This window comes from Lysinibacillus sp. NPDC058147, assembly GCF_042884205.1.
Taxonomy (GTDB): domain Bacteria; phylum Bacillota; class Bacilli; order Bacillales_A; family Planococcaceae; genus Lysinibacillus.
On sequence record NZ_JBHVUJ010000006.1, the window covers coordinates 163,204 to 189,954 of the forward strand.

31 protein-coding genes and 1 pseudogene are annotated in these 26,751 nt (G+C 35.8%); 14 read left to right on the top strand and 18 right to left on the bottom strand.

The window, feature by feature from the left end; genetic code table 11:
- Positions 1-42: 42 nt before the first annotated feature.
- The 4 genes from ACFVT8_RS18010 to ACFVT8_RS18025 are packed head-to-tail and all read right to left on the bottom strand — an operon-like array spanning position 43 to position 2,795.
- Positions 43-873: a helix-turn-helix domain-containing protein gene (locus ACFVT8_RS18010; protein ID WP_387084474.1), complete on the bottom strand. Its 831-nt coding sequence runs from the start codon at positions 871-873 to the stop codon at positions 43-45.
- Positions 855-1,400: a DinB family protein gene (locus ACFVT8_RS18015; protein WP_387084476.1), complete on the bottom strand. Its 546-nt coding sequence runs from the start codon at positions 1,398-1,400 to the stop codon at positions 855-857. The genes ACFVT8_RS18010 and ACFVT8_RS18015 overlap by 19 nt, the downstream gene beginning before the upstream one ends.
- Positions 1,373-1,939, bottom strand: coding sequence for a nucleotidyltransferase family protein (locus ACFVT8_RS18020; RefSeq protein WP_387084478.1), 567 nt, complete (start codon positions 1,937-1,939; stop codon positions 1,373-1,375). Before ACFVT8_RS18020 ends, ACFVT8_RS18015 begins: the two co-directional genes overlap by 28 nt.
- A 43-nt stretch (positions 1,940-1,982) precedes the next feature.
- Complete coding sequence (locus ACFVT8_RS18025) at positions 1,983-2,795, bottom strand: alpha/beta fold hydrolase (protein ID WP_387084480.1); 813 nt, start codon at positions 2,793-2,795, stop codon at positions 1,983-1,985.
- A 271-nt stretch (positions 2,796-3,066) separates the two neighbouring features.
- On the opposite strand from ACFVT8_RS18025, the gene ACFVT8_RS18030 reads away from it, so the two are divergent.
- A complete protein-coding gene (locus tag ACFVT8_RS18030) occupies positions 3,067-3,861 on the top strand; it encodes a sulfite exporter TauE/SafE family protein (RefSeq protein ID WP_387084482.1) in 795 nt (264 codons plus the stop codon).
- Here ACFVT8_RS18030 and ACFVT8_RS18035 read toward each other — a convergent pair.
- A complete protein-coding gene (locus tag ACFVT8_RS18035) occupies positions 3,858-4,217 on the bottom strand; it encodes a YybH family protein (protein WP_387084484.1) in 360 nt (119 codons plus the stop codon). The genes ACFVT8_RS18030 and ACFVT8_RS18035 overlap by 4 nt on opposite strands.
- A 98-nt stretch (positions 4,218-4,315) precedes the next feature.
- Positions 4,316-5,275 carry a proline dehydrogenase family protein gene (locus ACFVT8_RS18040; protein WP_387084486.1) on the bottom strand — a complete coding sequence of 320 codons (960 nt, stop codon included), beginning with the start codon at positions 5,273-5,275 and terminating at the stop codon, positions 4,316-4,318.
- 115 nt (positions 5,276-5,390) lie between these two features.
- Between ACFVT8_RS18040 and pdxR the strand changes: the two genes are divergently transcribed.
- Positions 5,391-6,788 (top strand): MocR-like pyridoxine biosynthesis transcription factor PdxR, encoded by a 1,398-nt coding sequence (gene pdxR, locus ACFVT8_RS18045; protein WP_387084488.1) that lies wholly within the window; start codon positions 5,391-5,393, stop codon positions 6,786-6,788.
- Positions 6,789-6,803: 15 nt separating this feature from the next.
- A complete protein-coding gene (locus tag ACFVT8_RS18050) occupies positions 6,804-7,295 on the top strand; it encodes an SRPBCC family protein (protein ID WP_387084490.1) in 492 nt (163 codons plus the stop codon).
- 283 nt (positions 7,296-7,578) lie between these two features.
- On the opposite strand, the gene ACFVT8_RS18055 is transcribed toward ACFVT8_RS18050, so the two are convergent.
- Together ACFVT8_RS18055 and ACFVT8_RS18060 are read right to left on the bottom strand one after the other, a co-directional pair.
- Positions 7,579-7,989, bottom strand: a complete 411-nt coding sequence (locus ACFVT8_RS18055; protein WP_387084492.1) for a hypothetical protein — start codon at positions 7,987-7,989, stop codon at positions 7,579-7,581.
- A gap of 164 nt (positions 7,990-8,153) precedes the next feature.
- A complete protein-coding gene (locus ACFVT8_RS18060) occupies positions 8,154-8,666 on the bottom strand; it encodes a DNA-deoxyinosine glycosylase (protein WP_387084494.1) in 513 nt (170 codons plus the stop codon).
- 429 nt (positions 8,667-9,095) lie between these two features.
- Between ACFVT8_RS18060 and ACFVT8_RS18065 the strand changes: the two genes are divergently transcribed.
- From ACFVT8_RS18065 to ACFVT8_RS18075, 3 genes are all read left to right on the top strand, one after another.
- On the top strand, positions 9,096-10,682 hold the full coding sequence (locus ACFVT8_RS18065) for an ATP-binding protein (protein WP_387084496.1): 1,587 nt from the start codon (positions 9,096-9,098) through the stop codon (positions 10,680-10,682).
- Positions 10,651-11,364: a response regulator gene (locus ACFVT8_RS18070; protein WP_387084498.1), complete on the top strand. Its 714-nt coding sequence runs from the start codon at positions 10,651-10,653 to the stop codon at positions 11,362-11,364. Before ACFVT8_RS18065 ends, ACFVT8_RS18070 begins: the two co-directional genes overlap by 32 nt.
- A 105-nt stretch (positions 11,365-11,469) precedes the next feature.
- Entirely contained in the window at positions 11,470-12,792 is a 1,323-nt protein-coding gene (locus tag ACFVT8_RS18075; protein ID WP_387084500.1) for a CitMHS family transporter, read from the top strand.
- A 238-nt stretch (positions 12,793-13,030) separates the two neighbouring features.
- Here ACFVT8_RS18075 and ACFVT8_RS18080 read toward each other — a convergent pair whose 3' ends face one another.
- Entirely contained in the window at positions 13,031-13,822 is a 792-nt protein-coding gene (locus ACFVT8_RS18080) for a DUF2268 domain-containing putative Zn-dependent protease (RefSeq protein ID WP_387084502.1), read from the bottom strand.
- Positions 13,823-13,929: 107 nt separating this feature from the next.
- Here ACFVT8_RS18080 and ACFVT8_RS18085 point away from each other — a divergent pair, with 107 nt between their 5' ends.
- Positions 13,930-14,196, top strand: a complete 267-nt coding sequence (locus ACFVT8_RS18085; RefSeq protein ID WP_387084504.1) for a hypothetical protein — start codon at positions 13,930-13,932, stop codon at positions 14,194-14,196.
- Positions 14,197-14,297: 101 nt separating this feature from the next.
- Here ACFVT8_RS18085 and ACFVT8_RS18090 read toward each other — a convergent pair whose 3' ends face one another.
- Positions 14,298-15,035, bottom strand: coding sequence for a polysaccharide deacetylase family protein (locus tag ACFVT8_RS18090; RefSeq protein ID WP_387084506.1), 738 nt, complete (start codon positions 15,033-15,035; stop codon positions 14,298-14,300).
- Positions 15,036-15,340: 305 nt separating this feature from the next.
- Here ACFVT8_RS18090 and ACFVT8_RS18095 point away from each other — a divergent pair, with 305 nt between their 5' ends.
- Complete coding sequence (locus ACFVT8_RS18095) at positions 15,341-15,463, top strand: hypothetical protein (protein WP_256469487.1); 123 nt, start codon at positions 15,341-15,343, stop codon at positions 15,461-15,463.
- A 60-nt stretch (positions 15,464-15,523) separates the two neighbouring features.
- On the opposite strand, the gene sigJ is transcribed toward ACFVT8_RS18095, so the two are convergent.
- Both sigJ and ACFVT8_RS18105 read right to left on the bottom strand, forming a co-directional pair.
- Positions 15,524-16,411, bottom strand: a complete 888-nt coding sequence (gene sigJ / locus ACFVT8_RS18100; RefSeq protein ID WP_387084508.1) for an RNA polymerase sigma factor SigJ — start codon at positions 16,409-16,411, stop codon at positions 15,524-15,526.
- Between the two features lie 19 nt (positions 16,412-16,430).
- A complete protein-coding gene (locus tag ACFVT8_RS18105) occupies positions 16,431-17,615 on the bottom strand; it encodes an NAD(P)/FAD-dependent oxidoreductase (protein ID WP_387084510.1) in 1,185 nt (394 codons plus the stop codon).
- A gap of 192 nt (positions 17,616-17,807) precedes the next feature.
- On the opposite strand from ACFVT8_RS18105, the gene ACFVT8_RS18110 reads away from it, so the two are divergent.
- The gene (locus tag ACFVT8_RS18110) at positions 17,808-18,110 is read left to right on the top strand and encodes a YunC family protein (protein ID WP_132361317.1); all 303 of its coding nucleotides are present in this window, start codon (positions 17,808-17,810) and stop codon (positions 18,108-18,110) included.
- Positions 18,111-18,296: 186 nt separating this feature from the next.
- Positions 18,297-18,871, top strand: a pseudogene (locus tag ACFVT8_RS18115) (SIMPL domain-containing protein).
- Positions 18,872-18,902: 31 nt separating this feature from the next.
- Here ACFVT8_RS18115 and ACFVT8_RS18120 read toward each other — a convergent pair.
- The 4 genes from ACFVT8_RS18120 to ACFVT8_RS18135 are packed head-to-tail and all read right to left on the bottom strand — an operon-like array spanning position 18,903 to position 22,124.
- Positions 18,903-19,565 (bottom strand): uridine kinase family protein, encoded by a 663-nt coding sequence (locus ACFVT8_RS18120; RefSeq protein WP_387084512.1) that lies wholly within the window; start codon positions 19,563-19,565, stop codon positions 18,903-18,905.
- Positions 19,566-19,620: 55 nt separating this feature from the next.
- Complete coding sequence (locus tag ACFVT8_RS18125) at positions 19,621-20,493, bottom strand: DUF4097 family beta strand repeat-containing protein (RefSeq protein WP_387084514.1); 873 nt, start codon at positions 20,491-20,493, stop codon at positions 19,621-19,623.
- 22 nt (positions 20,494-20,515) lie between these two features.
- Positions 20,516-21,208 (bottom strand): ABC transporter permease, encoded by a 693-nt coding sequence (locus ACFVT8_RS18130; RefSeq protein WP_387084516.1) that lies wholly within the window; start codon positions 21,206-21,208, stop codon positions 20,516-20,518.
- Positions 21,201-22,124 (bottom strand): ABC transporter ATP-binding protein, encoded by a 924-nt coding sequence (locus ACFVT8_RS18135; protein ID WP_387084518.1) that lies wholly within the window; start codon positions 22,122-22,124, stop codon positions 21,201-21,203. Before ACFVT8_RS18135 ends, ACFVT8_RS18130 begins: the two co-directional genes overlap by 8 nt.
- Positions 22,125-22,282: 158 nt before the next feature.
- Between ACFVT8_RS18135 and ACFVT8_RS18140 the strand changes: the two genes are divergently transcribed.
- From ACFVT8_RS18140 to ACFVT8_RS18155, 4 genes are all read left to right on the top strand, one after another.
- A complete protein-coding gene (locus tag ACFVT8_RS18140) occupies positions 22,283-23,005 on the top strand; it encodes a response regulator transcription factor (protein WP_387084520.1) in 723 nt (240 codons plus the stop codon).
- Positions 22,996-24,090 (top strand): sensor histidine kinase, encoded by a 1,095-nt coding sequence (locus ACFVT8_RS18145; protein ID WP_387084522.1) that lies wholly within the window; start codon positions 22,996-22,998, stop codon positions 24,088-24,090. The genes ACFVT8_RS18140 and ACFVT8_RS18145 overlap by 10 nt, the downstream gene beginning before the upstream one ends.
- 48 nt (positions 24,091-24,138) lie before the next feature.
- The gene (locus ACFVT8_RS18150) at positions 24,139-24,498 is read left to right on the top strand and encodes a hypothetical protein (protein WP_387084524.1); all 360 of its coding nucleotides are present in this window, start codon (positions 24,139-24,141) and stop codon (positions 24,496-24,498) included.
- A 318-nt stretch (positions 24,499-24,816) separates the two neighbouring features.
- Complete coding sequence (locus ACFVT8_RS18155) at positions 24,817-25,062, top strand: group-specific protein (RefSeq protein WP_387084526.1); 246 nt, start codon at positions 24,817-24,819, stop codon at positions 25,060-25,062.
- Positions 25,063-25,106: 44 nt separating this feature from the next.
- On the opposite strand, the gene ACFVT8_RS18160 is transcribed toward ACFVT8_RS18155, so the two are convergent.
- A complete protein-coding gene (locus tag ACFVT8_RS18160) occupies positions 25,107-25,265 on the bottom strand; it encodes a DUF1540 domain-containing protein (RefSeq protein WP_082172635.1) in 159 nt (52 codons plus the stop codon).
- Positions 25,266-25,453: 188 nt separating this feature from the next.
- The gene (locus tag ACFVT8_RS18165) at positions 25,454-26,716 is read right to left on the bottom strand and encodes an erythromycin esterase family protein (protein ID WP_387084528.1); all 1,263 of its coding nucleotides are present in this window, start codon (positions 26,714-26,716) and stop codon (positions 25,454-25,456) included.
- Between the last annotated feature and the right edge of the window lie 35 nt (positions 26,717-26,751).

Genomic DNA, 26,751 nt, shown 5'->3' on the forward strand with positions numbered 1-26,751 from the left:
GATTTACAAAAAAAGCTGCTTCTTTTTTAAAGAAACAACTTTTTATACGTATTTAGCTTCCTCAATCATTATTTTCCGATAGGCTGTCGGGGACATTCCAGTACATTTTTTAAATACTCTACTGAAATAAAAGCAATCTACATAGCCTACACATTCTGCTATTTCTGCTACTGGAGAATCGTCATATTTTAGTAACTCCTTCGACCGTCGTATGCGATATTCCGTTAAGTAGACGCTAGGATTCATCCCCGTATGCTGTTCGAACAGATAAGCAAATCTACGACGCTCCACGCCAAATTCTTCAGCAACTTTCGAAACAGAAAGTTGTTTAGCATAATTCTCATGTATATACTGTAAAGCTTGCTCCATCTGCTCACTTGCCGTATCCAGAACCTTCACTTTTGCCGATATAAGAATGGCTTCCAAAAGATTCATAAATAGAATCTTTGCTTTGAATATCGACATATTGCCTGGCATTGCTTGGCTTTCTATTAGCTGCTGTACATAGTCAATAATTTTTGTATGATGGCCTGTATTGATTAAAAAATGCTGAGCTGATAACGGATATTGAGATATTTCTTCGGGAGGGATATGATAATGAACAACTGCATACTCCCATTCCTTATCGCTAGTAACTTTAATTTCGATTGGCATTTGTGGCCCTGCATGTACGACCATACCCGGCTCCATTGCATAAGGGATACCATTAAAGCTAAATACAGCACTACCAACAAGCGGAACAACCAAACCACACTTCCCAGGGGCTGTTGTTCGACCAATATCTATTTGCCCTGGCTCCATTTTATTTGTAAAAACATCCGTAAAACTTACAGACGCATGTGCATAATAATCGATTAAATGCTTGATATCCACTTTATACCCTCTATATTCTTTAAAACTTTTTGTACTTGAGAAAAATGATGCAAATCATGATCTGCTTGACTAGTAAAATAACTGTAAAGTGTTAATTCTGAAGCACCTATAGTAAAAGGCTGCTGCCATTGCTCATCCACTATTTGATAAAGTGCGTTAATTAGCTGATGTCTCTGATTGATAAAATTGACAATCGTTTCTTCTTTATTTTGTGCACGACTATCCCTCGCTGCACTGGCATTCACCTTTTCTACATCAGGCCCTTTTGGTAAGCTTTCTTCTGTAAAAAGAAACGGTAGACGTTGTTTTATCACGAATTCATCCCATGGAGTAAGATGGCCGATTACCTCTGCTACTGTCCATTTTCCAGATTCTATAGGAGTACGCCATTGTTCTTCTGTTATGTTTGCTAAGCTTTCCACAAAGACGATAGATCTTTCATAATGCGAAATTATATGATGTTTATCGTGATACAATTCATTAGCTCCTTCGCTTCGTTTTAGTAGACAATCTGTAGCTTCGACCAACTTAATTCCCACTGTTTGTTACGAACTCTATTCATATAAATCTCATGCATTGGAGAGCCTTTCTGAAAATATGGAGTAGGAGCGACAATCCCAGAAACTAAGTGCTTGATCCCATAAGGTGCTGCTATTTCAAGTTTTCCATTAGTAAGTCTCACACCAATAGCTGTCGGTATTTCTGGAAAATGAGCCATACCATCAATAGATGATCGATAAGGTTCACTATTATTTACTACATGCATTCTCGCTTGATTTTTTACAGACCAAGGCTCATTCGGTAAATACTTCGTCAATTCTTGTTCATATAGCTTCTCATAATTCTCTAAAGAATTTACTTTATCAAAATATATTACATCAATATCGGCTAATGGTGTTCTGTACTCCTTTTTATGTAGAAAATCCCACACCTTCGAGCGAATAAATCCAGCGCATACCCATGAATCTGGTAATTGTAGCTTTTCTACAGTTGTTAAAATTTCCATCATCCATTCATCTGCTGCAATTAAGTTTTTTAGCTCTTCTTCTGTTTTTATCAGTTTCATTCACCTTAGAATTTGTCATACCAATGCTTGCGCTATTTGTTTATTAATGCTTCTCAACCCATGTTCTAATTTTTATAGCAACATCCTTAGGTGCTTCACGAAAAATATCATGACCTGCATCCGTGATTAGTTCAATATCTAAGTTCTCAATTTTAGTTTGCAAAATTTGAATACTCTTCTTTCTAGTAGATTCTAATTCGATTGGCTTTGTTGCGCGTATCAAGAGAGTTGGGCAATGCACCTGTTCAACTATATTTGTGACAGGTTCTGCATAAATACCTTTTATGATAGACCGCCCTGTAAAAGTAGAAAGCGTTAGTCTAATTTCTCCATCCTGCTCCTTAACTTGAGCCTTTGACGCTTCTTCAAGCTCTTCCGACCATCGTAAAAGCTCTTCTTTTTCCGATTCAAAAAATACGTCCCAAGATGGGAATCTTACTTCATCGCAAAATTTCTCTATATCTTGTAATTCGGTTTCTAATGTCACCCCTAGTTCTTGCGGTGACATATAACCGCCATCTAGCAAAATAATCCCCTTTATTCGTTTTGGGTATTTAGCGGCATAATGCAATGCCAAATCAGCTCCAAAAGAATGACCAATTAAATAATGAGTTGTATTACCTAACTGCTGATTTATTGTTTCTTCTATGTCTTCAATCAAATTGGACGGAAAATAAGCCTTTTCTTCTTCCAAGGCTTTTGCATAGCCGTGTCCAGGTAAATCAAAGGATACGATATGATACTCTGGTAATTGTTTTGCTAGTTCTCCAAATGCTAAGCCTGTACTCCCTATCCCATGTAAAAAGATGAAAGTTGGATTTTGTGAGTCGCCCCATTGATACATATTTTGTTTCATTGCTACCATCCCCTTCGCTTAATAACGACTTCCATTACTTACAATAATAACTATTTACATTTCAATTTCAAAGGGGCTAAGCAGATGAAAGTAAGCATAATAAATTAGGAGAGGTTGAAGCTTTAAGGAGACTGTATTTCGAGTAGTATTTAAAGAGAAAAAATCAGTTGTACTTTGTATAAATATCATTTATACAAAACGAAAAATAATATATTAGATTTATAAATTGTTTACCATTACCCTTTAACTAACAACATTAAAGGAGCCGCTTATGAAAAAATCTTTTATTTTCATTGTGACCGTTGCCATTGCAATAGGACTTTCTTATACAAAGCTTTCACTGACGCTCGTCGGTATCGGAGTTATTGCTGCTTTTATCGGTACCCTTGCTGGAGGTGCTGGGTTAATTACGATCCCTGCTATGATGCTTGTTGGAATACCTATTCAAACAGGCATTGCTACGAATAAATTTTCATCGGGCATTGCAGCGTTGTCGAGCATCTTTTATCTTCTATATCATAAAGAGCTTCGCCTAGTAGCTATTATGAAATATGTTGCTGTAGCAATTGTCGGAGGCGTTTGTGGAGCACTCCTAACAGTATCCATCTCCGAAAAAACAATGAATATTATTGCATGTATGCTACTTATTTTCGCCCTATTTATAACGTTGAAAAATAAAGAATGGACTGTTAGCTCAGAAGAAAATGACACTAAACACAGCAATAAATTATGGCAGCCATTTTTAATCGCGGCTTATGATGGTGGCTTTGGACCTGGTTCTTCAACCTTCAGCATACTATATTTTTTACGCCACCATTACTCCTACATAAAGGCTGTACAGCTCACACGCGTACTTATTTTCGGGAGCTGTACAGGGGCATTTATAGTATTTTACCAAACCGGCTTTATTCAATGGCATTATGCAATTGCGATGGCAATAGGCTCCATTATCGGCTCTCAACTCGGACTTTTAATTCTACCGAAAATTCCGATAAAGGCAGCTAAAATACTACTAATAATCATTATTTCATTACTACTTATTCAAGTAGCAATAAAAATCATTTAACTACTTAAATGTTCATGAATTAACTTCCATTCGTTGTTTATAACAGTAAAAATATTTGTTGCTCTTCCGCTACCTGATACAAATTTCCCGTTATGATAGCCCTCATAGTGGTATGTATAAATACAGGTAGCTGATTGTTCATCAACCGTAAGCCACTGGACATTAGTAGCTGAATATACCTCTTCCTTTATCAATTTCCAAGTATTATTGAAATAAACTCTTATTTCTTCTAAGGTTATGCATGTTTTATCCGAAAACCAATACACTGCTTGCGGATGCAAAATTTCCTTTACGTTATTAAAATCATGGGAATTTGTAGCTGCAATATAGTTCTCTAAAGCTTGTTGATACGGCATGGTTGTCCCCCCCTTTTCAACCAATATTAGCTGAAATTCTGCTCTCCATAAAGTTCAAATAATACCAAGGACATAAGAACTTAGTTTGATGTATTTGTTTAATAACCTTCACTTCTAGTTAACATGGATGGATTAATAACGTCTGCTACAGCCAAAAATAGATTCTCCGGATATTCAGCAAGACGATGACATAAATATAAATACCACTCTCTACCATACGTAAGATAAACCTTACAACGATATCCTTTCGCTTTTAATTGATGAATCAAATCTGATTGTATGCCATAAAGCATTTCTATCTCAACATTTGGTTGATCAAAATATTTCCTTTGTTCAATTTCTTGAATCAATACTTCATCATGCGTAGCTATCGAGATTGGATGATTGGCATTTATCAACTGCTCTACATAATGAAGATAACGTTCATTCAGTTCCTCTGATCTTTTCAGCGCAACATCGACCGGCTCCTGGAAAGCACCTTTAACAAGCCTTATTTTCCCTGGGTATTGAATGAGCTGCTGTATATCCTCCTCTGTACGATAGAGATGTACTTGTAGCGTAATCCCGACATTGGAATATCGACTGGCTATTTTTTTATAAACGTCGAGAATATCGTTCGTTTTTGATGACTCCTCCATACTAATCATTAAAGTAATTTCATATTGATTTGCTTTTTTAGCAAGCTCTACCAAGTGTTTATAAGCAAGTTCTGCGTTGATAGAAAGACCAATATGAGACAAATCAAACGAGACGGTTTGTTTCATTGACGAGGCACCCATACTCTCAATAAGTTGCAAAAATTCATCTTTGGCCTTTTGGCATTCCAACAAATCCGTTGTATTTTCCCCAAAAAATTCAACGGATATTTGATAATCCTTGGCGATAAATTCTAGGGCCATTTGAAGGGCATCCTGCCTCTTTTCACCCGTGACATATCGTTTCGCTGCTTTCCAAAATAATGGATAGAGTTCTGTTGACTGTTGAAAAGTATGTTTCATTCGCTCATCTCTCGCTGCGGATTTTAATGCTTGAACCACCAATTCTTCTGTTTTTTCCATTTTCATTCCCCCTCTTACCTATTTACCAGTACTTTAACATGATAAAATTGGTAGCATAAGAACCACTTTATAGAATTTTTCAAAGTACCACTTTTAACTAGGAGGCGAGACAAAGTTGTTATGGATACCAATCGACCGTTCTTCAGATATACCCTTAAACCGGCAAGTTTATCAGCAAATTCGGGAAAAAATATTAAATGGCCATCTTCACGCAGGTGAAAGGCTAGCATCAACACGTGAGCTTTCTGTCGAGCTAAAGGTTTCAAGAAATGTCATATTGGAAGCTTACGATCAATTGTTAGCAGAGGGATTTTTAATTGCACGAAGAGGTTCAGGTACATTTGTTGCAGAGGGAGCCTTTTTAACGCAGCATGATTCATCATTTTTATTATATGAAGTCAGTGAGAAGCCTAAAAATAATATGATTAATTTTCGCTCAGGCATTCCGGCATTAGACTTATTTCCACGTAAAACTTGGGCAAAATTATCACATCAACTGTGGAACGATATTGAATCAACTAACTTTGGATATGACTCCCCAGAAGGTCGTCTGGAATTAAGACAAACGCTCGCACACTACTTATTGAGAACTAGAGGTGTTGCCTGTCATCCAGAACAAATTGTTATTACATCAGGCGCTACACAAGCAATGACACTTGTTTCTAGGTTGCTTTTAACGCCTAAGGATACCGTCATCATGGAAGATCCTATTACGAATGATATTCAAACAATTTTTAAATCTTCAGGTGCCTCTATTTATCCAATACCTGTAGATGTAGATGGGATGAAGACATCCTTACTACCAGAAAATTTGCAGCCTAAATTTGTCTTCCTGACCCCATCTCATCAATTCCCACTAGGAGGCACGCTACCAATACAGCGCAGAATTCAATTAATCAATTTCGTTAGAAGGAATAATTGTTTTTTAGTTGAAGATGATTATGATAGTGAGTTTCGCTATGAAGGTCCACCTGTCAGCTCTTTACAAGGCCTAGATCCAGAACGTGTACTCTATATCGGCTCCTTTAGTAAGATCCTCTCTCCAGCATTACGAATAGGTTATATAGTTCTTCCAACTCATCTAATTGAGAAATTTCGGCAGCTGAAATGGTTTACTGATTTACACACGCCATCATTAGATCAGCTTATTCTCGCCCGTTTTATTAAGGATGGCTACTTGGAACGACATATTGCAAAAATGAAGAAATTTTATAAAAGCCAGCGAGATTTCCTTATCCAATGTTTACATACAACCTTTTCAAATAAAGTGAAAGTTTTAGGTTACTCTACTGGCATGCATTTAATTGTTGAACTGGAGGATATTCATTTTTCTAAAGAGTTATTGTTACAAATCGAACAATTTGATGTAAGGGTATACCCTGTAGAGGATCACACGATAGAGAAAGGGAAATATACTAATCGAATTATTTTAGGTTATGGACATTTAAAGAAGAATGAAATAGAAGAAGGCGTGACAAGACTATTTCAAGCAGTTTATGATGAGGAAAAGTAAACAAGGAGGATCCCCATGCTCGCTACTATTCAAAAACAACAAAATAACTATGTCGTAAAATTCAACCGTCCGCTGTCACATTCAGTTGAGGCTGTTTGGGCAGTATTAACGGAGAATGAAAAGCTTCAAAAATGGATGAATAATTTAGAAATCATCGATCTTCGAAAGAACGGCAAAATCCATTTTAATATGAATGATGGAACAAATGCTTATAAAAAAATAGCGATTACAGATTATTCCGAGAAGGAAGTACTCGAATTTGATTGGGGCAAAGATACAGTAAGATTTGAACTCTCCCCCACGGGTAATGGTTCCATATTAGTATTACTTGAAACGATTGGTGAGCTAACTGACCATACGCCTAAAGATTTAGCCGGCTGGCATATATGCTTAAACCTGCTTTCTGACTTATTAAGTGGAACTATACATGAAGAATTTCCAATGGAAGAATGGAGAAAATGGTTTGTGGAGTATACGCAGCTTGTGGGTGGCGTAGAGAAGGTTTAAGCATGAATGATACTATTATGTAAATTAAATTAGGGTGTCATATTTAAGTATGGCTCTTCAGCAAAACGAGTGGTTGATTTCGTTCTAACTGGGCATTTTTCTAGATGCGTCAAGTCAGAACGGAGATCATCCACTTCACATAGTTATCACTTTAATTCAGAAAGATTTCCTTTGGCCATTTTTTCAACACTATGAACCAATAAATGTTCCCTATTAATGTCAACTTTATTTTAAAGGCATAATAGTTCATTAATCATTTAATTTGGTTTCTTAATACGCTTTATTACCACCTCGAACATTCATACGAGCGAATATTTCTTCTTGCAATAGTTTGGAAGCGCCAACCGCTTCTACTACTCCATCGGAACCCTGCAATAAACTCTCTTCCTACAGCAGTTAGGAAGAACCAAAAGCCTGTTCCATTGAACATCCATATATACGTATTCCTAAATAAGCATGATTGAATACCACTTGTACCTACTCCAAAAGGTGGCAGTGATGGCACAAAGCTAGGCGGTGGACCAAGAGGCATTTGACCTGCTGGTGGTGGTCCGAAACCAGGTGGTCCAAATGATGGTGGCGGCCCAAAACCGGGCGGTCCAAACGATGGTGGTGGTCTAAAACCAGGAAGTCCAAAGGATGGTTCGAAACCAGGTTCTGGCAGTGGCATAATTTCTTCATATGGATTGTACATGATAAACCCCTCCCTTTACATAATTCAATATATGTAAAAGGGCTAATGACCGTTGAGCAAATTGCCCATTGGCTTTGTATTCAGTCATCCTAAACCGTATTCGTATTTACAAGGTGGCTACTCCGTCAAACAACACTAATCGGAGGGGATTTTTTGTAATATAATTATCTAGGCAAATAAGAGTACATCACTCGCCAATCCTCAAGCTTTTCTTCAAAGGATTTAATATTTTTTCCTGGTATTGGGCTAGTAGAAGGCATTTTCTGATATGCTCGACCATCTAAAACCTCAAGGCCAATATGCTTTTTAAAAACCTCAAACGCCTTTGCGCCATTAAACAGCACTAACTCAATATTCGGGTAGTGTTCAAAGAGCGTTTTAAAATCATTCGGTTTTTCATTGCGAATGGCCGCATCTAAACTCCCTTTGCGTTCGCATGACTCTATTGTATCCCAAAGACCGATATGATGGCTCATTAACCATTTTAATCTTTGTCCATAATCCTGAGGTACATCTACTTCTAATATTCCCCCCATAATCGGCCAAAAGTGATTGCGTGGGTTACCATAATATTGCTGCTTCTCTAATGATTGCTTTCCTGGCATTGAGCCGACAATTAGCACCTTCGTTGATAAATCAATAACTGGTGGTAATATATTTTTAAGTTCATTCGACATTACAATCACCCCTTCCTTATATTGTAGCGGAAAATTTGTGTCAATATCCTTGAAGGGCATGTATTAAATATCAAAAATCAATGCTCTTCACCATATCGGGGGTTGATTTCCGTTCCGGCTGGGCGATTTCTTGGGTGCGCCTAGCCAGAACGAAAATCAACTTACATACAAAACATACGTTTCATCAAATGTCATCCACATCTTTTGGTGATGATTTCCCATTATTTTACAATAAATCAAGCTTGAGGGCCTTTCTCTATTTGTTGGATATTTATGATAGACTAATTCAAATGCACTCTTTTTGAGATGTTTTTGTTAGCATACTGGCACTTATTTTTTAAAGTGCCTATACGAAGAAAAATTAATTCCGAGTATCAAACTACATAGAGGTGAAATATGAGAAGTTGGTTCCAATCTCTTACAGCTAAAATGATTTTTTTAATAAGTATTTTGATTCTTTTAATATGTGGTATGTTTATGTATCTTTTACAAGAACATATTCGGGATACAACAGAAAAACAGATGGGAGAGGAAGCATTAAATATTGCAAAAACCCTCGCTTCTATGGAAGAAATCATCACCGCATTTGATAAAGAAAAGCCGAGTGAAATCATTCAACCAATCGTTGAGCCTTTAAGAAAAGAATTTGATGCAGCATTTATTGTCGTTGGAAACTCTGAAGGAATTCGTTATTCACACCCTTTAAAAGATAAAATCGGAGAAAAAATGGTTGGTGGAGACAACGATGCAGCATTGCTAGATAAACAAGCTTATATTTCTAAAACTATGGGGTCATTAGGTGAATCTATTCGAGGTAAAGCCCCCATCATATTAGACAATAAAATTATCGGGGTTGTATCTGTCGGTTTTTTAACAGAAAATATCGACACAATTATCGAAAGCTACATTCATAAATGGAGCAAATACACCATTATTATTTTGTTAATAGGCATATTAGGTGCAATAGTTATTTCCATATATATAAAAAAATTATTGTTTAATATGGAACCTATTCAAATTGCTAAATTATATCAACAAAACAAGGTTATTTTAGAAACAACAGCCGAGGGTATAATAGCTGTCGATCACTTTAATCAAATTACTACCATTAATAAAAGTGCTTATGAAATGCTAGATTCAGCTCACAATAAATCTCTATCAGATTGGATGGGTACAAAAATTGAGCATATTTTTACGCCTAAAATTGTTGCAGAGAAAAGCATTTATAATTTAGAGCTACCACTTGATGAGCATATTATTATTTTAAATAAAACACCTTTAGTTGAAAAGAAAAGGAAAATCGGTTCACTATACACCTTTAGAAAGAAAGTAGATATTCAAAAAATCATTGATGAATTAAAACAGATGAAACAATATGCAAATGTTCAACGGGCATATACTCATGAATTTGCTAATAAGCTCCATATCATTTTAGGTTTACTTGTTCATAAACATTACAACGAAGCCATTGAATTTATTAAAGAAGAACGAAGCATACAACTTAAAAATCAAGCTTTTTTAAATAGCAATATAACAACCCCTCTTCTACTTGCATTAATTCAGGGGAAAATAGCAGAGGCCGCAGAGTTAGGCATCAAACTCGAGCTAATCGAAATTTCTTCATCGATCGAATTATCTAAGCAGCAAGAAAACGCTATTCTAACAGCTCTTGGTAATGTACTTCAAAACGCTATTGAAACTTTAAAAAGCTGGGAATCTTCAGATAAAGTGATTCAACTATCAATTAACAATTATAAAAATCATTACTTATTTGAGATTCAAGACAATGGACCAGGTATTGATAACAATATGTACGATAAAATTTTTATAAAAGGGGTATCTACTAAAGAAGGGTTAGATCGCGGACATGGACTTGCTATAAGCAAGAAAGCCCTTCAGGAGATAAATGGGGAAATTTTATTGGATTCAGGTGATTTATCAGGAGCATGTTTTTTAATAATAGTTCCTAAAGGAGACATTGAGAATGACAACATCAAAAAGCGTATGGATTATTGAAGATGACTTTAGAGTAGCAAAAATTCATGCAGATTATGTTCATAATATAAAAGGTTTTATCGTCACTGAAAATTTACGTACAGGAAAAGAAACGATTGAAAAGCTAAAGATGACTTCTAATTTACCGGAAATTATATTAACAGATTTGTATATTCCTGATGTTGAAGGTAGCTCATTAGTAAGTCATATACGTCACCACTATCCATCTATAAAAATTATCGTGATCTCAGCAGCAACTGAATTAAGTTTAATAAAAGATATACTAGACTTAGGAATTTTAGATTACTTAATAAAACCTTTTGAAGAGCAACGACTTCAACGCGCATTTCAGAAATATTTGCAGGAACTTCGCTTATTTCAAAATAGCAAAAATGTCACTCAAAATGACCTTGATGGATTATTTTATAGTGAATCGAACAATAAAATAGTAGATGAAGAAGCATTTGTCAAAGGTATTGATTTGCACACTTTACAAATTGTTAAAAGCATTTTTGAAGATCTCAAAACCCAGGAAGTTACAGCCTTACAATTAAGCGAATTCATTGGTTCGAGTCGTTCGACAGCTCGCCGTTATTTAGAATATTTAGTTGGCGAGCAATTTTTACAGACAAAATTACTTTACGGCACTGTCGGAAGACCTGAACGGAAATATGTATATCATGGAACTTATGAACAAAACTAATATTATATTCTTTATTTAACATATGACTATATTGTTTTCCTCTCTTTGGCACTATGATATTTTTTTAATAATCTGAATGATTGGTCACAAAGGGAGGAAATATTTTTGAGTTTAAGTATAATCGGATTTTTAACAATTATTATTATTGTTGCTCTACTTATTAGTGGTCGAGTATCACCACTTGTAGCAATGGTTATACCACCTATCGTAGCAGCATTTATAGCTGGCTTTAATTTCGATGAATTAGGAGAATTCTTTAGTTCTGGATTAAGCTCTGTGATGAACGTAGCTGTTATGTTTATCTTCGCTATTATTTTCTTTGGTATTATGCAGGATGTAGGTTTATTCGAGCCATTGATCAATAAAATGATTGCGCTTTCAAAAGGAAACATTATTGTCGTAGCAGTAATAACAGTGATAATTGCTGTAGTGGCGCAACTAGATGGTTCTGGAGCTTCAACGTTTTTAATTACAATCCCAGCATTATTGCCTTTATATTTACGTTTACGCATGAATCCATATCTATTGCTGTTACTAGTTGGAGGGGCTGCAGCAGTAATTAATATGATTCCTTGGGGTGGTCCATTAGGTCGTGTTGCTTCAGTTTTAGAGACGGATGTAACTGAACTTTGGTATCCTTTAATCACTATTCAAATCATCGGTGTCGTGTTAATGATAGCCTTAGCGGTGTTCCTTGGTTTTAGAGAAAAGCGCCGTATTCTAAAACAATATGGTACCCTTGACTTCACAAATGATGATCATGCTATTACACAAGGTGTTGTTTCATCAGAAGTAGATACAAGCTTACAACGACCAAAACTATTGTGGATTAATGCAATTGTTACTGTTCTTGTTATCGGAATTTTAGTTGCAGGTATTTTACCAGCAGGATTAGCCTTTTTAATTGGGGTGGCCATCGCCTTACCAATCAACTATCGTTCTCCTAAAGAACAGATGGAACGTGTACGAGCACATGCTCCGAATGCCTTAACGATGGCATCTATCATCATTGCTGCTGGATTATTTTTAGGTATACTTAATGGTACAGGGATGTTAACTGCAATTGCTAACAACGCTGTGAACATTCTACCATCAGCCCTATCATCTTATTTACATATCATTATCGGGGTATTAGGTGTACCATTTGATTTATTACTAAGTACAGATGCATATTACTTCGCTTTATTCCCTGTAGTTGAACAGATTGGCTTATCTTTCGATATTGATTCTCTTTCAACTGCCTATGCAATGATTATTGGTAATATTGTAGGTACATTTGTATCGCCACTTGCCCCTGCTGTTTGGTTAGCTTTAGGCTTATCAGGCTTAGAAATGGGGAAACACTTAAAATACTCTTTCTTCTGGATGTGGGGATTGAGCATTACTTTACTATTCATTGCTGTAGCAATAGGAATTATTGCTATCTAAATAAACTAGAGTACCAGTTGTCGAGTATTGATCGGCAACTGGTTATTTTTCTATCCTCATAGCGTGGGGTTGATTTCCGTTCCGGCTGGGCGCTTTGTTGCTGACGCTACGCTTTCGCACAGAGCAAAGCTTCCTGGGGGCGTCCAGCCTCCACTACAATCAACCATTCTTCATTATTAACGTTTCAACAAAATGTTATCCCCAACTTTCGGTGATGAACCTTTTACTTAGTTATTAATTATATTAGAAAATCAGAGCCAGCAAGTATTTCCTTTGAGCTTTTTACAAGCAGGTTATTGGATGAATGATTTGTTTTATACGTCCTTACAATTTCATAACCAATACAATACCCTATCCATTGAGGAAGCTTTCCTCCATATAAAAATTCAACATGATTGTTTAAGCCTTGAATATTGATTTGAGGCAAAAAATGCTCCTTCCAAATTTCTTGCATTTTATCTAATGAGTAGGACCCTAACCAGGGTGCTAACCATTTATCACCGTAAATCTCCTCCACTGCACATTCTGCTAATCCCTCTAAAATTAAAGAATCTAACAGAGTCACTTTATCTAGAGATTTATTTAAATATTGCAGACGACAAACATGATTATACTCATGTGCAAATAATGCTTTAAGCTCCTGCTTTTCAAGCTCTCCAATATATAAAAACAAAGCATTTGGATAAGCCACACCATTTTTATTAGTAATAGTTTGCTCCTGTGTTATCGGAAAGATATAGATTGGTATAGTTGGACCGCTCCATTTCTCCTTTAAATTTATAAATTCCTTCTGTACTAATTCCCAAACGTTTTGTTTTTTTAACTTGTTAATGTCTATTTTTTCATGTGCATTAAAAAGCCCTTGCTGCTGTAGTTCAAATTGTATTTCATCTGGAGACCCACCAATAAAAATATCTACTAAACGATCGCAAAGAATAGAGCGTTGTAAATCCTCAAGATTTTTACTGAGATTAAGCCTTTGACTAGCTATTAATTCTTTGAGCCACTCATCTGTTGGTATTACTGACATACATTCCCTCCTTACTATAGCTTATGTCCGAAGTAGACAATCGGCTAGTGATACTGATTGCAACCGCATATATTAGCTTGTAAGGAAGTCGAAAGGAGGGATAGTTTGTGAATCCAGCTAATACTTATAATCTTTGTTGTCAATATCATGGCAAACGTGTAAGAATTGAAGAACGAGGTGGCAGAGTACATTACGGAGAAATAACTAGGGTGGATAGAAGACAAGTGTGGATTCTACCTGATAGACGATTTGGCGGTTATGGTCTAGGTTACTGGGGTTACGGCGGTTGGGGTTATGGAGGAGCAGGTTTTGGCGTTGGAATCGCACTTGGAGCGGTTGCCGGAATTGCACTAGCACCACTATTATTTTGGTAATATTGAAATAATTAATTATAAATATCCGCTGCGTTATGACAGATTTACTGTCACGAGGAAAAAACAAGCCATTTCAGGTTGCTGAGATGGCTTGTTTTTCCTTATTGCACTTGCTCTTGTTGCTGTTTGCTTTTGATCAACTCGGATATTGTGACAAATGTATAACCTTGTTTTTTAAGTTCTGGTAAGATTTCTTCCAGCGCCTTAAGGGTCTGCGTACGATCTCCTCCTCCATCATGGAACAAAATAACATCTCCAGGCTTCGATCCCTTCATCACCTTTTGGACAATTTTGTTGACACCCGGCTGTTTCCAATCTTGAGTATCCTGATGCCAAGACCACATAACTACTTTGTATCCATCCTTTACAGCAGCATTGATCATTTGATCATTATAGTAACCACCTACAGGACGGAACAAAATTGGTGAAAATCCAGTAATACCATAAATTATTTCCTTTGTCTTACGCAGTTGTGCCTGTAATTCAGCTACGGAAGCTTTAAACGGATGTGAATACGTATGATTGGCCAGCTCATGCCCTTCTGAATAAGATCGTAAAACAACGTCTGGATATTTTTCTGCATTTTTACCAATAATAAAAAACGTCGCCTTTGCATCATACTTTGCCAATAAATCTAAAATAGCTGCCGTATATTTGGGATGAGGTCCATCGTCAAAGGTTAAAGCAATTATTTTGTCTTTTGTGTTAATGTCCCACACAACTTCCCCTGTCTCCTCATAATAAGGTCGACCTTTATCCGCATAGGTTGTCAGCCCTGTAAAAAATACCGATATGACTAAAAAACAAAGGGATAAGGACAATATATATTTACGTGTCATAAGCATCACCTCCCAAGATCAAATTCACATATCTCCGTCAACTTACTATTTGCGAATTACAATGAATTATACTTGTATAGGTTTGGCTGTTTTCTCCTCTTAACTTTTCAAAAAATCATTTCATACAAAAAAATTAAATAAATTTCCGGTTATATTTTGAACGAAATGTGAAAACTCTCACATAGCACTTTATTTTTTTACTAATTAGTGTAAAATGAAAGGCAACTGATATATAACAACTAAAGATAAAATTAATTATTCTGCCGATTGTTATAGCACAAAACAACAAAGGGGATTTTTCATTTATGTGGATTATTACAGTTTTTGAACAAAATACTTATCGTATGTTCGAGTATAAAACTAAAAACGAGGCCACGGTTGCATTAAAAAATTTCAAGCAAACAGCTATGCTTTCTTATACAAAATAATGTAAAAGAAGAATCAACTCATATAAAACGAGTTGATTCTTTTAACTTTTTACGCATAAATCAATTTTCAGCAACATATCTTAACTTTTCAGGGTTTACCATATAATAAATTGCTTCGATTTGTCCATGTCCAACTTCGAAGCCAATTACTGCCTGAATTTTATTTTCGAATATTAATGCTAAGCCAGTTGTCCCATTAATATTCATCAATTCTAATGTATAATTATCTTCATTATTTTCAAACTTACAGAAAAGAGCAGATAATAAACGGAAAACTTTTTCACGACCGTAAATAGGATGTAATGCAGCTGTAGCCTTTCCTCCACCATCTGCATAATAAACAACATCTTCTTTTAAAATATGAACAAGTTCACTGACCTTTCCTTGTTGAAAAGCAGACATGAAAACAGTCACTGTATTTTTCATTTCCAATTTGTCTGTAACTATACTATTTTTTCTAACTAGCTCAGGTAATTTCTTTTTTATTCTGCTTAAAATTTTCCTGCAATTAATCTCACTTTTATCAACGATTGCAGCAATTGTTGGATACTCATACTCAAGAACTTCTCTCAGAATAAAAATAGCCCGCTCAATTGGATTTAGTTCCTCAAACAAAATCATAATTGCTAGTGAAATACTCGTATCATTTAAAATAGTAAGCAAAGGATCATCCTCATGTAATGCTAGAGGTTCAGGCAGCCATGTTCCCGTATATAATTCTCTTTTTTTCCTTGAAGACTTTAACAAATCCATGCAACGATTCGTCACCATTTTGCATAAAAGAGCTTTTATATTGTCCATATGATTTACTCCGTTTTTCCCTATCTGTGCAAATACATCCTGTACGATATCCTCGGCATCTGATGCACTACCTGTCATGCGATAGGCAATTGAAAAAAGCAGTGATTTATACTCTTTATACAGCTGACTTATTAACTCATTATCCATTGCTCACCTCATATTCTGTTTATTTTTGAAGACTTGCTAATTCCCAAGTATAGTTTCTTATTCTTGCACCTATTTTTCCAGTTATCGTAAAATCAAGCCCCCATTTTTGTGTCCACATAAACCCGTTATTTGGTCCTAAACTAATACAAAAGAATTTTATGGGATATGATTCGTGTAATATGTTCACTGGTGTTTGATTTATTGCTGCCTTCAATATTTTACTTAGCCTTGCCGCTTGTGGAATAGCTTCCTTACATGTCATACCATCTGGATGATTATTTTTATAATCTACTACTAATGCGCAATCACCAATGGAATAAATATGTTCCTCATCTTTAACCTGATAGGAATGATTAACAATAATTCGATGTTCTTCTGAGATGGGTAAACCTAATCTAGAAATAATTGGATTTGCTTCTACCCCAGGATTAAAGATACAAGTTCCTACAGAATATTTTTGGCCATCATTAGTAGATAACTGACCATCTTTACAATGAGAAACCCTTGTTTTATTTTTGATGACTACCCCAATATTTTTAAGATGGCTGACCAGTTTTTCACTTACTTTCACAGGTGCTTCTGGTAAAAGCCGATCCTTTGCATCAAAAAGTAAAACTTCCACTAAACTTGGGTTAACACCTGCTTCTGCCAACTTTTCTTTAGACCACGCAGCAATTTCAGCAGCTGTTTCAATACCTGCGATTCCTCCACCTACAACAGCTACCTTAAATAAACTTTGGTTTTGTTGTGATTTCTCCAAGGCTTTAAATGATTCCATCAGTGACAATAGTTGTTCTTTTATTTCTATGGAGCTCTGCTTATCTTTTAAAGCGATTCCACCAAAATCTTTAGATACCTCTCTAATTACACTTCCAAATGCCAGCACCAAGTAATCATAATATAAATTTATAGTTTTCTCGTTTTCCATCTTAATAGTAATTTGTTGATTTTGCTTCTGAAGAGCTAATGCTTCCCCTTGAATAAATTCGATTCCGTTCTGACAGTATTCGCTAAAAGGTGTTTTCAAATTTATATCCCTTATCGCAGCCCGAACAAGTAATACTTTTTTAAAATGATAACTATTTTTATCAATTAAAATAACTCTTACTGATTTCCCGATTTGACCTTGAAATTCCTTTTTTAATCCCTCTAATAAATTTAATCCTGCATAACCTCCGCCTACAATGACAATATTCTTCATCATAACTCCTCCTTTTTTACCTTATAACGAATTCACTTAATCGGTTGTGACATCATTTATAAGGTTTTTAAAAGTTATGATCGAGGATAATACATTTGCATCGTTCGTTTTAGATAACAAATAATTTTTTAGTGAAAATGTCGAACACCTTTTTATCTATTGCCATATGTATATAGAGAAAAGGAGTGATTTCGGATGGTAACAATTGAGCCTATTATGATTAAAGGCAATTTTTTCACTGCGATAATTGTTCAATTACCAAAAACAACACTGCTGACAATTTCAAATGATACTGGCTACATTATGTGCGGGGCTTTAGATGTTGGTCTATTAAATGATCGCTTAGCAGACCGAAAAATTATTGCTGGTCGGGCAGTTGGTGTGAAAACAATTGATGAGCTATTGACGGCTCCATTAGAATCTGTGACATATGAAGCGCATCAACTTGGTATTACTGAAGGAATGTCTGGTGTAGAGGCGTTATTAAAAATGGTATAACAGAATATTTTTATGCACAAATAAAGCGTCAAAGCATTAACTAGACGCTTTTCTTCATTGTTAAATGATTTTCACCTTGCATAGTATGAGCCTTTCGAAAGGTGGTATTCTATGTATTATACAAATGTCGGGCAGCAAACTCCTTATGTACCACGTGTTATAGTTGTAACCGGAAATGGAAAAGTTATGGCTAAAGCAAGCTCTGTCCAGCTTCAAGTAGAGGTAAGTACACAAGCAAAAAATGTACAAGATGCTCAGCAGGAAAATGCGATGATTATGAATCGTGTCATACAATCCATTTTAGCTCTTCATATCCCAAAAGAACATATCCAAACAGCGGGCTACAATATTGCACCTCTTATGAATTTGAGAACAATAAACAAGTTTTTAAAGGCTATGAAGTGACAAATGCCATTACCGTTAAAGTAACTGATACAAATCAGGTTGGTTCAGTCATTGATACAGCTGTGCAAAATGGTGCAAACCGCATTTCCTCTATCCACTTTAACATTGAAAATACGGATGCCTATTACCAGCAGGCACTAAGTTTAGCTCTTCATAATGCTCAAATGAAAGCTAAAACAATTGCCGAGACGATGCGTTTACCCATCCAGCCACAGCCAATCGAAATCATTGAGAAACATGAAATCGAACCAGTCCTATATAGATCCATGACGTCGGTTGATTCCACCGTTTCTACACCTATTGAACAAGGTCAAATGACTATTAATGCGACTGTCCGCGTGAAGTTTCAATATTAAATGAGCCTTCTGCCTGTGAAGGCTCTTGAAGTTATTGAAGTTTGTAGCGATTATCAAAGGTATTTTTTTCTAGACATATTACTTCATCAGAGGTTTTTAAAATAATATCAAAATGCTGACTATATGAGTGCATAAACAATTCATATTGAATTCTACGTTCTTCATGCGACTGCATTAAATAATTGATATCAGTTCCCCTTTCAAATACATCACGACCTGACCTTCTCTTTAATTCTGTCTCACCATCTGTATAAAAATAAATTTTTAAATCAAATAACTTCGGATTAATAAATGCTACGCTCATTCCCTCAACAATGGTTACTTTAGATTTTGAAGAAATTAATGTACTTTTCATATAATGCGTATCAATTGTCAATAAATCCAGACCTTCTCTAACCATCTGAATATCTCTTTCCAAAGAGGGTAAATGATGTGCTGCTGGATGGCAAGCGGTCATTTTAAACTGATGCTGTGCGTTCCGAAAGGTATAGTTGATAATTGTATGCTTGCGTATATCCGAGCTAACAATATACGGGTCTGTATTAATATAATTCACTTCACTTTGGTTTAAACAGTCAATAAGCTTATTAGCAAACGTTGTTTTTCCTGCTGCACCATGTCCTGAAATACCAATGACGATTGGTTTATCTTCCTTGTTGGCCCAAGTAACGATCTCTTGCAATAACCTATCCATCTTTCTCCCCCACTACCGCTTAACATTATTCATTAACCTCACAGATTGTAAGTTTTTACTTTACGGTTATTATACCCTCTTTGCTAATTAGTTCCAATTTGTTTGACGCATCACCAATCTTACCTTTCTTTAATTGATCCGTATGTTCTTCCTTCTGATAACCTTCTAAATTAACGCTTATGTCAGATGATTCACTATTCGCTATAAGCTCTAATGATTTTGGTGTCTCTTTGTATGAAATCGTAATATCCCCTAAAGCCGTTTCTACAAATAGTGCTTTTCCTTCGATAACTTCTTTCATTAAAACTTCACCGCTAGTCGAAGTAATTTTCGTTTTCAAGCCGTTGACTCTAGTCATATAGCTATCTCCGTTTGCAGCAGCTATCGTTAATTCATTTAAAGCACTGTCTACAATGCTCAATTCACCATCTTTTGAAGTGATAGTCCCTTTATCAGCCGACAATCCCTTAATGGTTTTAGAGCCAGAATCCGTGGAAATCGAAAGTTCTTCTGTTTCAATGTTGTTAATTTTGATATCACCATAACTATTTTTTAATGCAATCTTCTTCACTGCATTTTTAGGGATAAAAATGTGAATAGTATCTTTTTTTCCAAAGCTAAAGTTTTTCATAGCCCCTTTTTCAGTGTCTTGTTGAAGTACCTTTACTTTATTTCCGTCTTTCTTAATTTCAACAGGATTGTCTTGCTGCTTTTGTTGTTGCTTACCTTCAAATTCAATTGTTAGCTTATCAGACTCTGTATTTTCTAGTGCTATATTCCAGGACTCTATGTTTAGTTCTAGTTCTTCAATTTGGTTAGCATCAAAGGACTGCTCTTCAATGCTGCTCTTTTCTCCATTGATGTTAAGGGTGAAGAATACTCCCCCTACCGCAATAACGAATATTAAGGCTATGATTGCTTTTTTCACTTTACATCCTCATTTCTCATTTTTAGGTTAAATCTACTTTGTCGACTTTATAATAGGACAGATAACCGATCATAAGCCCTAATAGACACATTATTGTTGGGACAATGATAAATTGAGATAAACTAGCTGATGTATCCCCAACCGTTGCATTAATCAAAAATCCAATTAAAACAGCCGATGTAATTGTCGCAGCTGTTGATTTTTTTCGCATACCAAAATACAAAGGAATTATGCTTACCCCAGCCATCATAAAAGCAATGATAAAAGTAGACGGTATAGTAGCTACCATTTCCTTTATCTCAACAGGAGATTCAAAGAAGTTCATCATTGGATTTAAAAAATAAACAGCGATATTCATCATTAAGGTCGCAATGATAATGCTAAAGAAACAAAATCCGAAAACTAAAGACAGCTTAGCAAGAATCATTTTTTTCCTTTTTAATGGATACGTAAATAATAATTGAACCGTCTTATTTTTGTATTCGTCAATGACTAAACGAGATAGAATTACACTCGAAAAAATGATAAAAACAATGCGAATTAATATATTTGTCAAAGACATAAAATCTGTATAATCTTGAAACATCTTTTCATCTGCAGAACCAACTGCCATAAGTGCAACAGCCGCAAAAATTCCAATAATACAAATGATTAAGCCTTTGAAATAGCTAGACATGCTATTCTTTTTCCATTCAAGTCTTACTAGTTTAAGCAATTTGATTCCCTCCATTAATAAGATTTAAGAAATACTCTTCTAAATGCTGTTGCTGTTTTTCAATGCCATTGACAGCAATGTTATTGAATATAAGTTCTTTATTAATTTGAGATTGAGAAATATCATGTTCAAAAATTCGAATACAATGTTGATGGACAATCTCATATTTTTGAATTCCTAACCTGTTCTCTAACACATGAATCGCTTTTTTTGCATCGTCTACTTTTATCTCCAGATACTCCATGTTCTCTTTTCGAATATCCTCCATTCTTACCTCTTTCAATAATTCCCCATGATGAAGGATGCCAATTGTATCTGCTATTGATTCTATTTCTGACACGATATGACTAGATATTAATATGGTGATTCCAAGCTTCTCCTTTAAATGTAGCAAGAGTTCTCTAATATCTTTAATACCGATTGGATCAAGACCATTAATCGGCTCATCTAAAATAAGAATTTCCGGTTTGGCAACAATGGCACGTGCAATGCCTAATCTTTGCTTCATCCCTAGAGAAAATTCATGTATTTTTTTATGTTCAACACCATTAAGACCTACTATCTCTAATGCCTCTTCGGTAGCTCCTTTTTCATAAACTCCAATATACTCACAGTGAAGCTCTAAATTCTCCTTCGCTGTTAGCCTGTCGTAAAATTCCGGGTACTCGATAATACTGCCTATTTTGCTCAAATATTGATAGGAAGTAGTAGAAATGGATTGGTTCAATATTTTAATTTCACCTGAAGTTGGCTTTACTAAGTTTAAAATCATCTTCATAATCGTTGTTTTTCCAGCCCCATTCGGACCTAAAAACCCATAAATCTCTCCCTTCTTAACGTTCATATTGACATTCGAGACGGTTTCAACTCCTTTAAAGCTCTTACTTAATTGATGTAGTTGAATAACAGTTTCCATGTTATGTGCTCCTTACCATTTTGAATTCATTACATTAAGCTTAAAAAACGAAAGTAAAATCAAAGTAAACTAGATGGAAAATGACAGTAATTTTTTCCGAGAGAGTAAGGATATAAAGATTGGAAGCTGTTATGATGAGATAGAAATGAGGGATAAAAATGGAAGCTGCAAAAATCTTAATCGTCGATGATGAAATTGGCATTTTAAAATTATTAGAAATTACATTACGAAAAGAACACTTTACAAATATCGATACTTCTTCAACGGGCAAAGGTACACTACAGCTTGTAAAAGACAATCATTACGATATTATTTTGCTCGATATCATGCTACCAGATATAAATGGCTTTGAACTTTGCACAGAAATACGTAAGCATACGAATACTCCCATTATATTTGTCAGTGCTCGCTCTACCGATTTTGATAAATTAACAGGGTTGGGTATTGGCGGAGATGATTATATTACAAAGCCTTTTAATCCTTTAGAGGTCGTCGCTCGCATAAAGGTCATCCTTCGACGTCAAAAAATGTATGAGAGTTCTCAGCAACAGCAAAGTTCAAAATTTGAATTCGGTTACTTTGCTCTTAATCCTGAATCTGCTACATTAACCGTTAACAATCAGCTCGTTGAATGTACAGCTAAAGAGCTAGAGTTGCTACACTTCTTTTGTAAAAATCCAAATCGTATTTTTACAACTTCACAGCTTTACGAATTCGTATGGGGAAATGATGTATATGGTGAGGAGAAAACCGTAACGATTCATATTTCAAAACTACGGAAAAAGCTTGGGGATGATACGCGTAATCCTAAAATCATTGTGAATTTAAGGGGCATTGGATATAAATTCATTCCACCGAAAGAGGATTCACTATGCGAATAAACACTCGATTTACGTTACATCTAGCACTGGGGATTATTCTGTGGATACTTTTGAGCGGAATGTGTATTGTTATCGGACTCGAAGGTATTCTTCCACTCTTTAAAAAATCTGTTAGTGAAGCTTATCAGAGTCTACTAGTAGCATGGATTTTCGGATTCAGTACTATTGTTTGTATTGCTATATTTGGTTGGTATTTCGGGGGGCCTCTTGGTTTTATAATGTCTTGGATCCATCAGCTTTCACAGGAAAACTATACACAACCTATTGGACTATCTAAAATCTATACACGCAAAGGAAAGCTCCGTATGCGTTATATGTTATATCAAGAGGTACTTCAACACCTACAATCCTTATCAGGGAAATTAAAAGCTGCTGAAACAGAACGTGAAAAGGTTGAACAAGCAAAGCAAGAATGGATTGCTGGTATATCCCATGATTTAAAAACGCCGTTAACGTATATTACAGGCTACTCTACCCTACTATTAAACGATCAATACGATTGGTCCAAAGAGGAAGCTCGTTCCTTTATTCAAGAAATTGCAGATAAAGGCAAGCATATGGAGGAACTTATTCAAGATTTAAGTCTCATCATTCTGTTTAATAATGCTGACGGTCAGTTACCCTTGCATAAAACCAATCAGGATATTGTGGATTTCACAAAAAGAATCGTTGCTAATATAAGTAACAATCCACAGGCCAATGATTATATATTGCATTTTAAAACTGATACATCTGTTATAAACATTGACTTTGATACGAAATTTATGCAACGCGTATTACAAAACATTCTTATGAATGCCATTATCCACAATCCACCAAATACAAATATTTATACACAGATTTTTGATAAGGTAGAGCATGTAGAAATCCACATTGTGGATAACGGCATAGGTATGTCCACACACATGCAAGAAAATATTTTTCAGCAATATTATCGTGGCACAACAACAGATGCCTCCTCGGAAGGTACTGGACTGGGCATGGCGATCGTTTATAAGCTCGTTCAAGCTCATAAAGGCACTATCTCAGTACAGAGCGAACATTCTGATGGGACTACGTTTATTATTACATTACCTAAAAAATAATATGAGAATTACATTTTTGGACTCCGATTGAGCAGCCGGTTGTTAGGCTTGAGCAGTTTTGAGACACACCCGATCACTTTCATAGCGGACCTGATCACTTTTGAGGCGCACCCGATCACTTTCGGGGCGGACCTGATCACTTTTGAGGCACACCCGATCACTTTCAGAACGGACCTGATCACTTTTGAGGCGCACCCGATCACTTTCGGGGCACACCCGATCACTTTCGGGGCGCACCCGATCACTTTTGAGGCGAACCCGATCACTTTCGGGGTGAACCCGATCACTTTCGGAGCAGACCTGATCACTTTCGGGGCAAACCCGATCACTTTCAGAGCGGACCTGATCACTTTTGGGGCAAACCCGATCACTTTCGGAGCGAACCCGATCACTTTGGGGCGGACCTGATCACTTTTGAGGCGGACCTGATCACTTTGGGGCGGACCTGATCACTTTTGAGGCGCACCCGATCACTTTTGAGGCGAACCCGATCACTTTCGGGGTGAACCCGATCACTTTCGGAGCAGACCTGATCACTTTCGGGGCGAACCCGATCACTTTCGGAGCGGACCTGATCACTTTCGGGGCAAACCCGATCACTTTAAAGCGAACCCGATCACTTTCGGGCGGATTCGGACAATTTGAACGCCTGCCAGAACCATTCATGAAATTGTATTGTTTTACATATATTGAAGCATCATAAATTGGCTCAATAAGGAGGATTCCATGCAATCTGAAAAATTGCGACTAAGAAAAATTCAACATCTAGCTCATGAAATTACTGATGAAATGAATAAAGGTGAAGTACTTACCCACTTAGAAACATTAATTCCTGTTATCGATAATTTATCTCGTGCCATTGGCGATTTAACAGATTCTTATGGACAGTATTCATTAGATTATGTAGAGGAAAAAGTGAGAAATGCTCATGCGCTTTTATTTAGCAAGGTAAAAGTTGATGTATATTTATAAAGGTATGGGAAAAGGGCAACCATTTATATGGTTGCCCTTCATATTTAATGCGTTTCAGGATTAAATGTCTTACAATCTGTTTCTTCACTATTAGACGCCTGTTGTCCCTTTTGACTTACAACATAGATTTTCTCTGCACCACATCTGTTTCCAGAGTTCCAAAATGTACAGTTATTAACTTCACAAAGAATTTCTTGTGCCATTGTTTCCACACCTCCTCTTTTTTATCATTAACAAAATCGAGGTATTCAATACTTATTTAGATGGTGTAATGAAACAGAAGTATACACCTTATATGGATGTTTATTAGCTTCTGGTAAAGAAATTCAAGTTCCATGATTATAAAAAAATGCTACTACCTTCAGATGGGTAATAGCATTTTTTTCGCATGTTATTCAATAACTTTTGTCGGTGTCGCCTCTTGCACAATTATCATGCCATCATATGCCTTAGCAGGTGTCATTTTAATCGTGTAAAGCATCTGTGTAAACTTGTACCAAAAACTAAAATCATCGCCGATATTACCCATTCTTTGTTTCTTTGCTACGATGTCAGCTAACTCCTGAGATTCACTAGCTTTATTAAAATCTACATAGAAAATGTTTTCTTTCACATCGCTGAAAGCATCTATTAATGCATTATGATGCTTAATTGTATATTCTTTTCTTTCGCCTGACCCATTTTGTGCCTGAAACGTATTGTTAATGAAATCAGTCCCAATAGCAAAGTACGCATCTTTATACACTTCGTCTAAGTATTGGCCCATAGATTTGTATCCTGCCATATTTGCAGAAGTTTTCTCTATATGACCGTTATGAGCAGACATTAGTACTTTATCATGACCTTGAGACTCTTCAAAATCAACGATCCATTGTAAGTTGTTCGCTAAATATTCATCACGAAGACTCATATAATTACTGTCATTTAAAAATAATTGCGTTCGCTGCTTCATGATTTGCGCATATTGAGCGGCAAATAAATAAGCTTCTTTCGATGATTGCTTTTCATAAGAGTCTTTATTAGTTTGCAAATCTTTTATGATGGCATCAATATTTTTATCAAGCTCCTCTAGCTGACTAGTTGATAAATCTCTCATTGTTTTATTTGTCACATCTTTTAACTGTGCCTTATATTTCTTAGCACCTTCACTATTAACCACTTCGTAATAATCTAGTAACCCTTTTTTACTATAATCATAGCGTTGCATATCGTTACCGTAAAAATAAATTTTTTCTTTCTCATCGGCAGTCATGTTATAATCATGCATCCACTGAACAAAATCAATCATTTGCTCCGTTTTATAGATACCATAATCCAAAGCTTTAACCGCTTCCTCAGCTGTACCAGCACCGTTTAAAATAAACTGATTAATTTGCTGAGCACCACCAAAATCTCCTTCTAATACAAACACACGAACATTTTCATTTTTAATTAGAGCCTGGAAAACATCCTTCTTTAATGTTTGGAATTCAACGTTTCCATGTGTTGCTTCTCCAAAACCAATTACTTTCACATCATTTGGAATATCGATATCTTCAACCGCGGATGTATACTTTGAAGCATCCTTAATGGCTTCTCCCTTGCCGCAACCCGCTAGAGATAACAAAAGAAATAATGCTGAAATTAATAAAAAGCTCCTTTTAACAAATACCATTTTAAAATATCTCCCTTAATCTATTAACTGCAAGT

What these genes read in the sequence shown, in the direction of transcription:
- ACFVT8_RS18020 (WP_387084478.1), bottom strand. Translation starts at nt 1,939, where the DNA reads ATGAAACTGATAAAAACAGAAGAAGAGCTAAAAAACTTAATTGCAGCA.
- ACFVT8_RS18025 (WP_387084480.1), bottom strand. Translation starts at nt 2,795, where the DNA reads ATGAAACAAAATATGTATCAATGGGGCGACTCACAAAATCCAACTTTC.
- ACFVT8_RS18030 (WP_387084482.1), top strand. Translation starts at nt 3,067, where the DNA reads ATGAAAAAATCTTTTATTTTCATTGTGACCGTTGCCATTGCAATAGGA.
- ACFVT8_RS18035 (WP_387084484.1), bottom strand. Translation starts at nt 4,217, where the DNA reads ATGCCGTATCAACAAGCTTTAGAGAACTATATTGCAGCTACAAATTCC.
- ACFVT8_RS18040 (WP_387084486.1), bottom strand. Translation starts at nt 5,275, where the DNA reads ATGGAAAAAACAGAAGAATTGGTGGTTCAAGCATTAAAATCCGCAGCG.
- ACFVT8_RS18050 (WP_387084490.1), top strand. Translation starts at nt 6,804, where the DNA reads ATGCTCGCTACTATTCAAAAACAACAAAATAACTATGTCGTAAAATTC.
- ACFVT8_RS18055 (WP_387084492.1), bottom strand. Translation starts at nt 7,989, where the DNA reads ATGTACAATCCATATGAAGAAATTATGCCACTGCCAGAACCTGGTTTC.
- ACFVT8_RS18060 (WP_387084494.1), bottom strand. Translation starts at nt 8,666, where the DNA reads ATGTCGAATGAACTTAAAAATATATTACCACCAGTTATTGATTTATCA.
- ACFVT8_RS18065 (WP_387084496.1), top strand. Translation starts at nt 9,096, where the DNA reads ATGATTTTTTTAATAAGTATTTTGATTCTTTTAATATGTGGTATGTTT.
- ACFVT8_RS18070 (WP_387084498.1), top strand. Translation starts at nt 10,651, where the DNA reads ATGACAACATCAAAAAGCGTATGGATTATTGAAGATGACTTTAGAGTA.
- ACFVT8_RS18080 (WP_387084502.1), bottom strand. Translation starts at nt 13,822, where the DNA reads ATGTCAGTAATACCAACAGATGAGTGGCTCAAAGAATTAATAGCTAGT.
- ACFVT8_RS18090 (WP_387084506.1), bottom strand. Translation starts at nt 15,035, where the DNA reads ATGACACGTAAATATATATTGTCCTTATCCCTTTGTTTTTTAGTCATA.
- ACFVT8_RS18095 (WP_256469487.1), top strand. Translation starts at nt 15,341, where the DNA reads ATGTGGATTATTACAGTTTTTGAACAAAATACTTATCGTATGTTCGAG.
- sigJ (WP_387084508.1), bottom strand. Translation starts at nt 16,411, where the DNA reads ATGGATAATGAGTTAATAAGTCAGCTGTATAAAGAGTATAAATCACTG.
- ACFVT8_RS18105 (WP_387084510.1), bottom strand. Translation starts at nt 17,615, where the DNA reads ATGATGAAGAATATTGTCATTGTAGGCGGAGGTTATGCAGGATTAAAT.
- ACFVT8_RS18110 (WP_132361317.1), top strand. Translation starts at nt 17,808, where the DNA reads ATGGTAACAATTGAGCCTATTATGATTAAAGGCAATTTTTTCACTGCG.
- ACFVT8_RS18120 (WP_387084512.1), bottom strand. Translation starts at nt 19,565, where the DNA reads ATGGATAGGTTATTGCAAGAGATCGTTACTTGGGCCAACAAGGAAGAT.
- ACFVT8_RS18135 (WP_387084518.1), bottom strand. Translation starts at nt 22,124, where the DNA reads ATGGAAACTGTTATTCAACTACATCAATTAAGTAAGAGCTTTAAAGGA.
- ACFVT8_RS18140 (WP_387084520.1), top strand. Translation starts at nt 22,283, where the DNA reads ATGGAAGCTGCAAAAATCTTAATCGTCGATGATGAAATTGGCATTTTA.
- ACFVT8_RS18145 (WP_387084522.1), top strand. Translation starts at nt 22,996, where the DNA reads ATGCGAATAAACACTCGATTTACGTTACATCTAGCACTGGGGATTATT.
- ACFVT8_RS18155 (WP_387084526.1), top strand. Translation starts at nt 24,817, where the DNA reads ATGCAATCTGAAAAATTGCGACTAAGAAAAATTCAACATCTAGCTCAT.
- ACFVT8_RS18160 (WP_082172635.1), bottom strand. Translation starts at nt 25,265, where the DNA reads ATGGCACAAGAAATTCTTTGTGAAGTTAATAACTGTACATTTTGGAAC.
- ACFVT8_RS18165 (WP_387084528.1), bottom strand. Translation starts at nt 26,716, where the DNA reads ATGGTATTTGTTAAAAGGAGCTTTTTATTAATTTCAGCATTATTTCTT.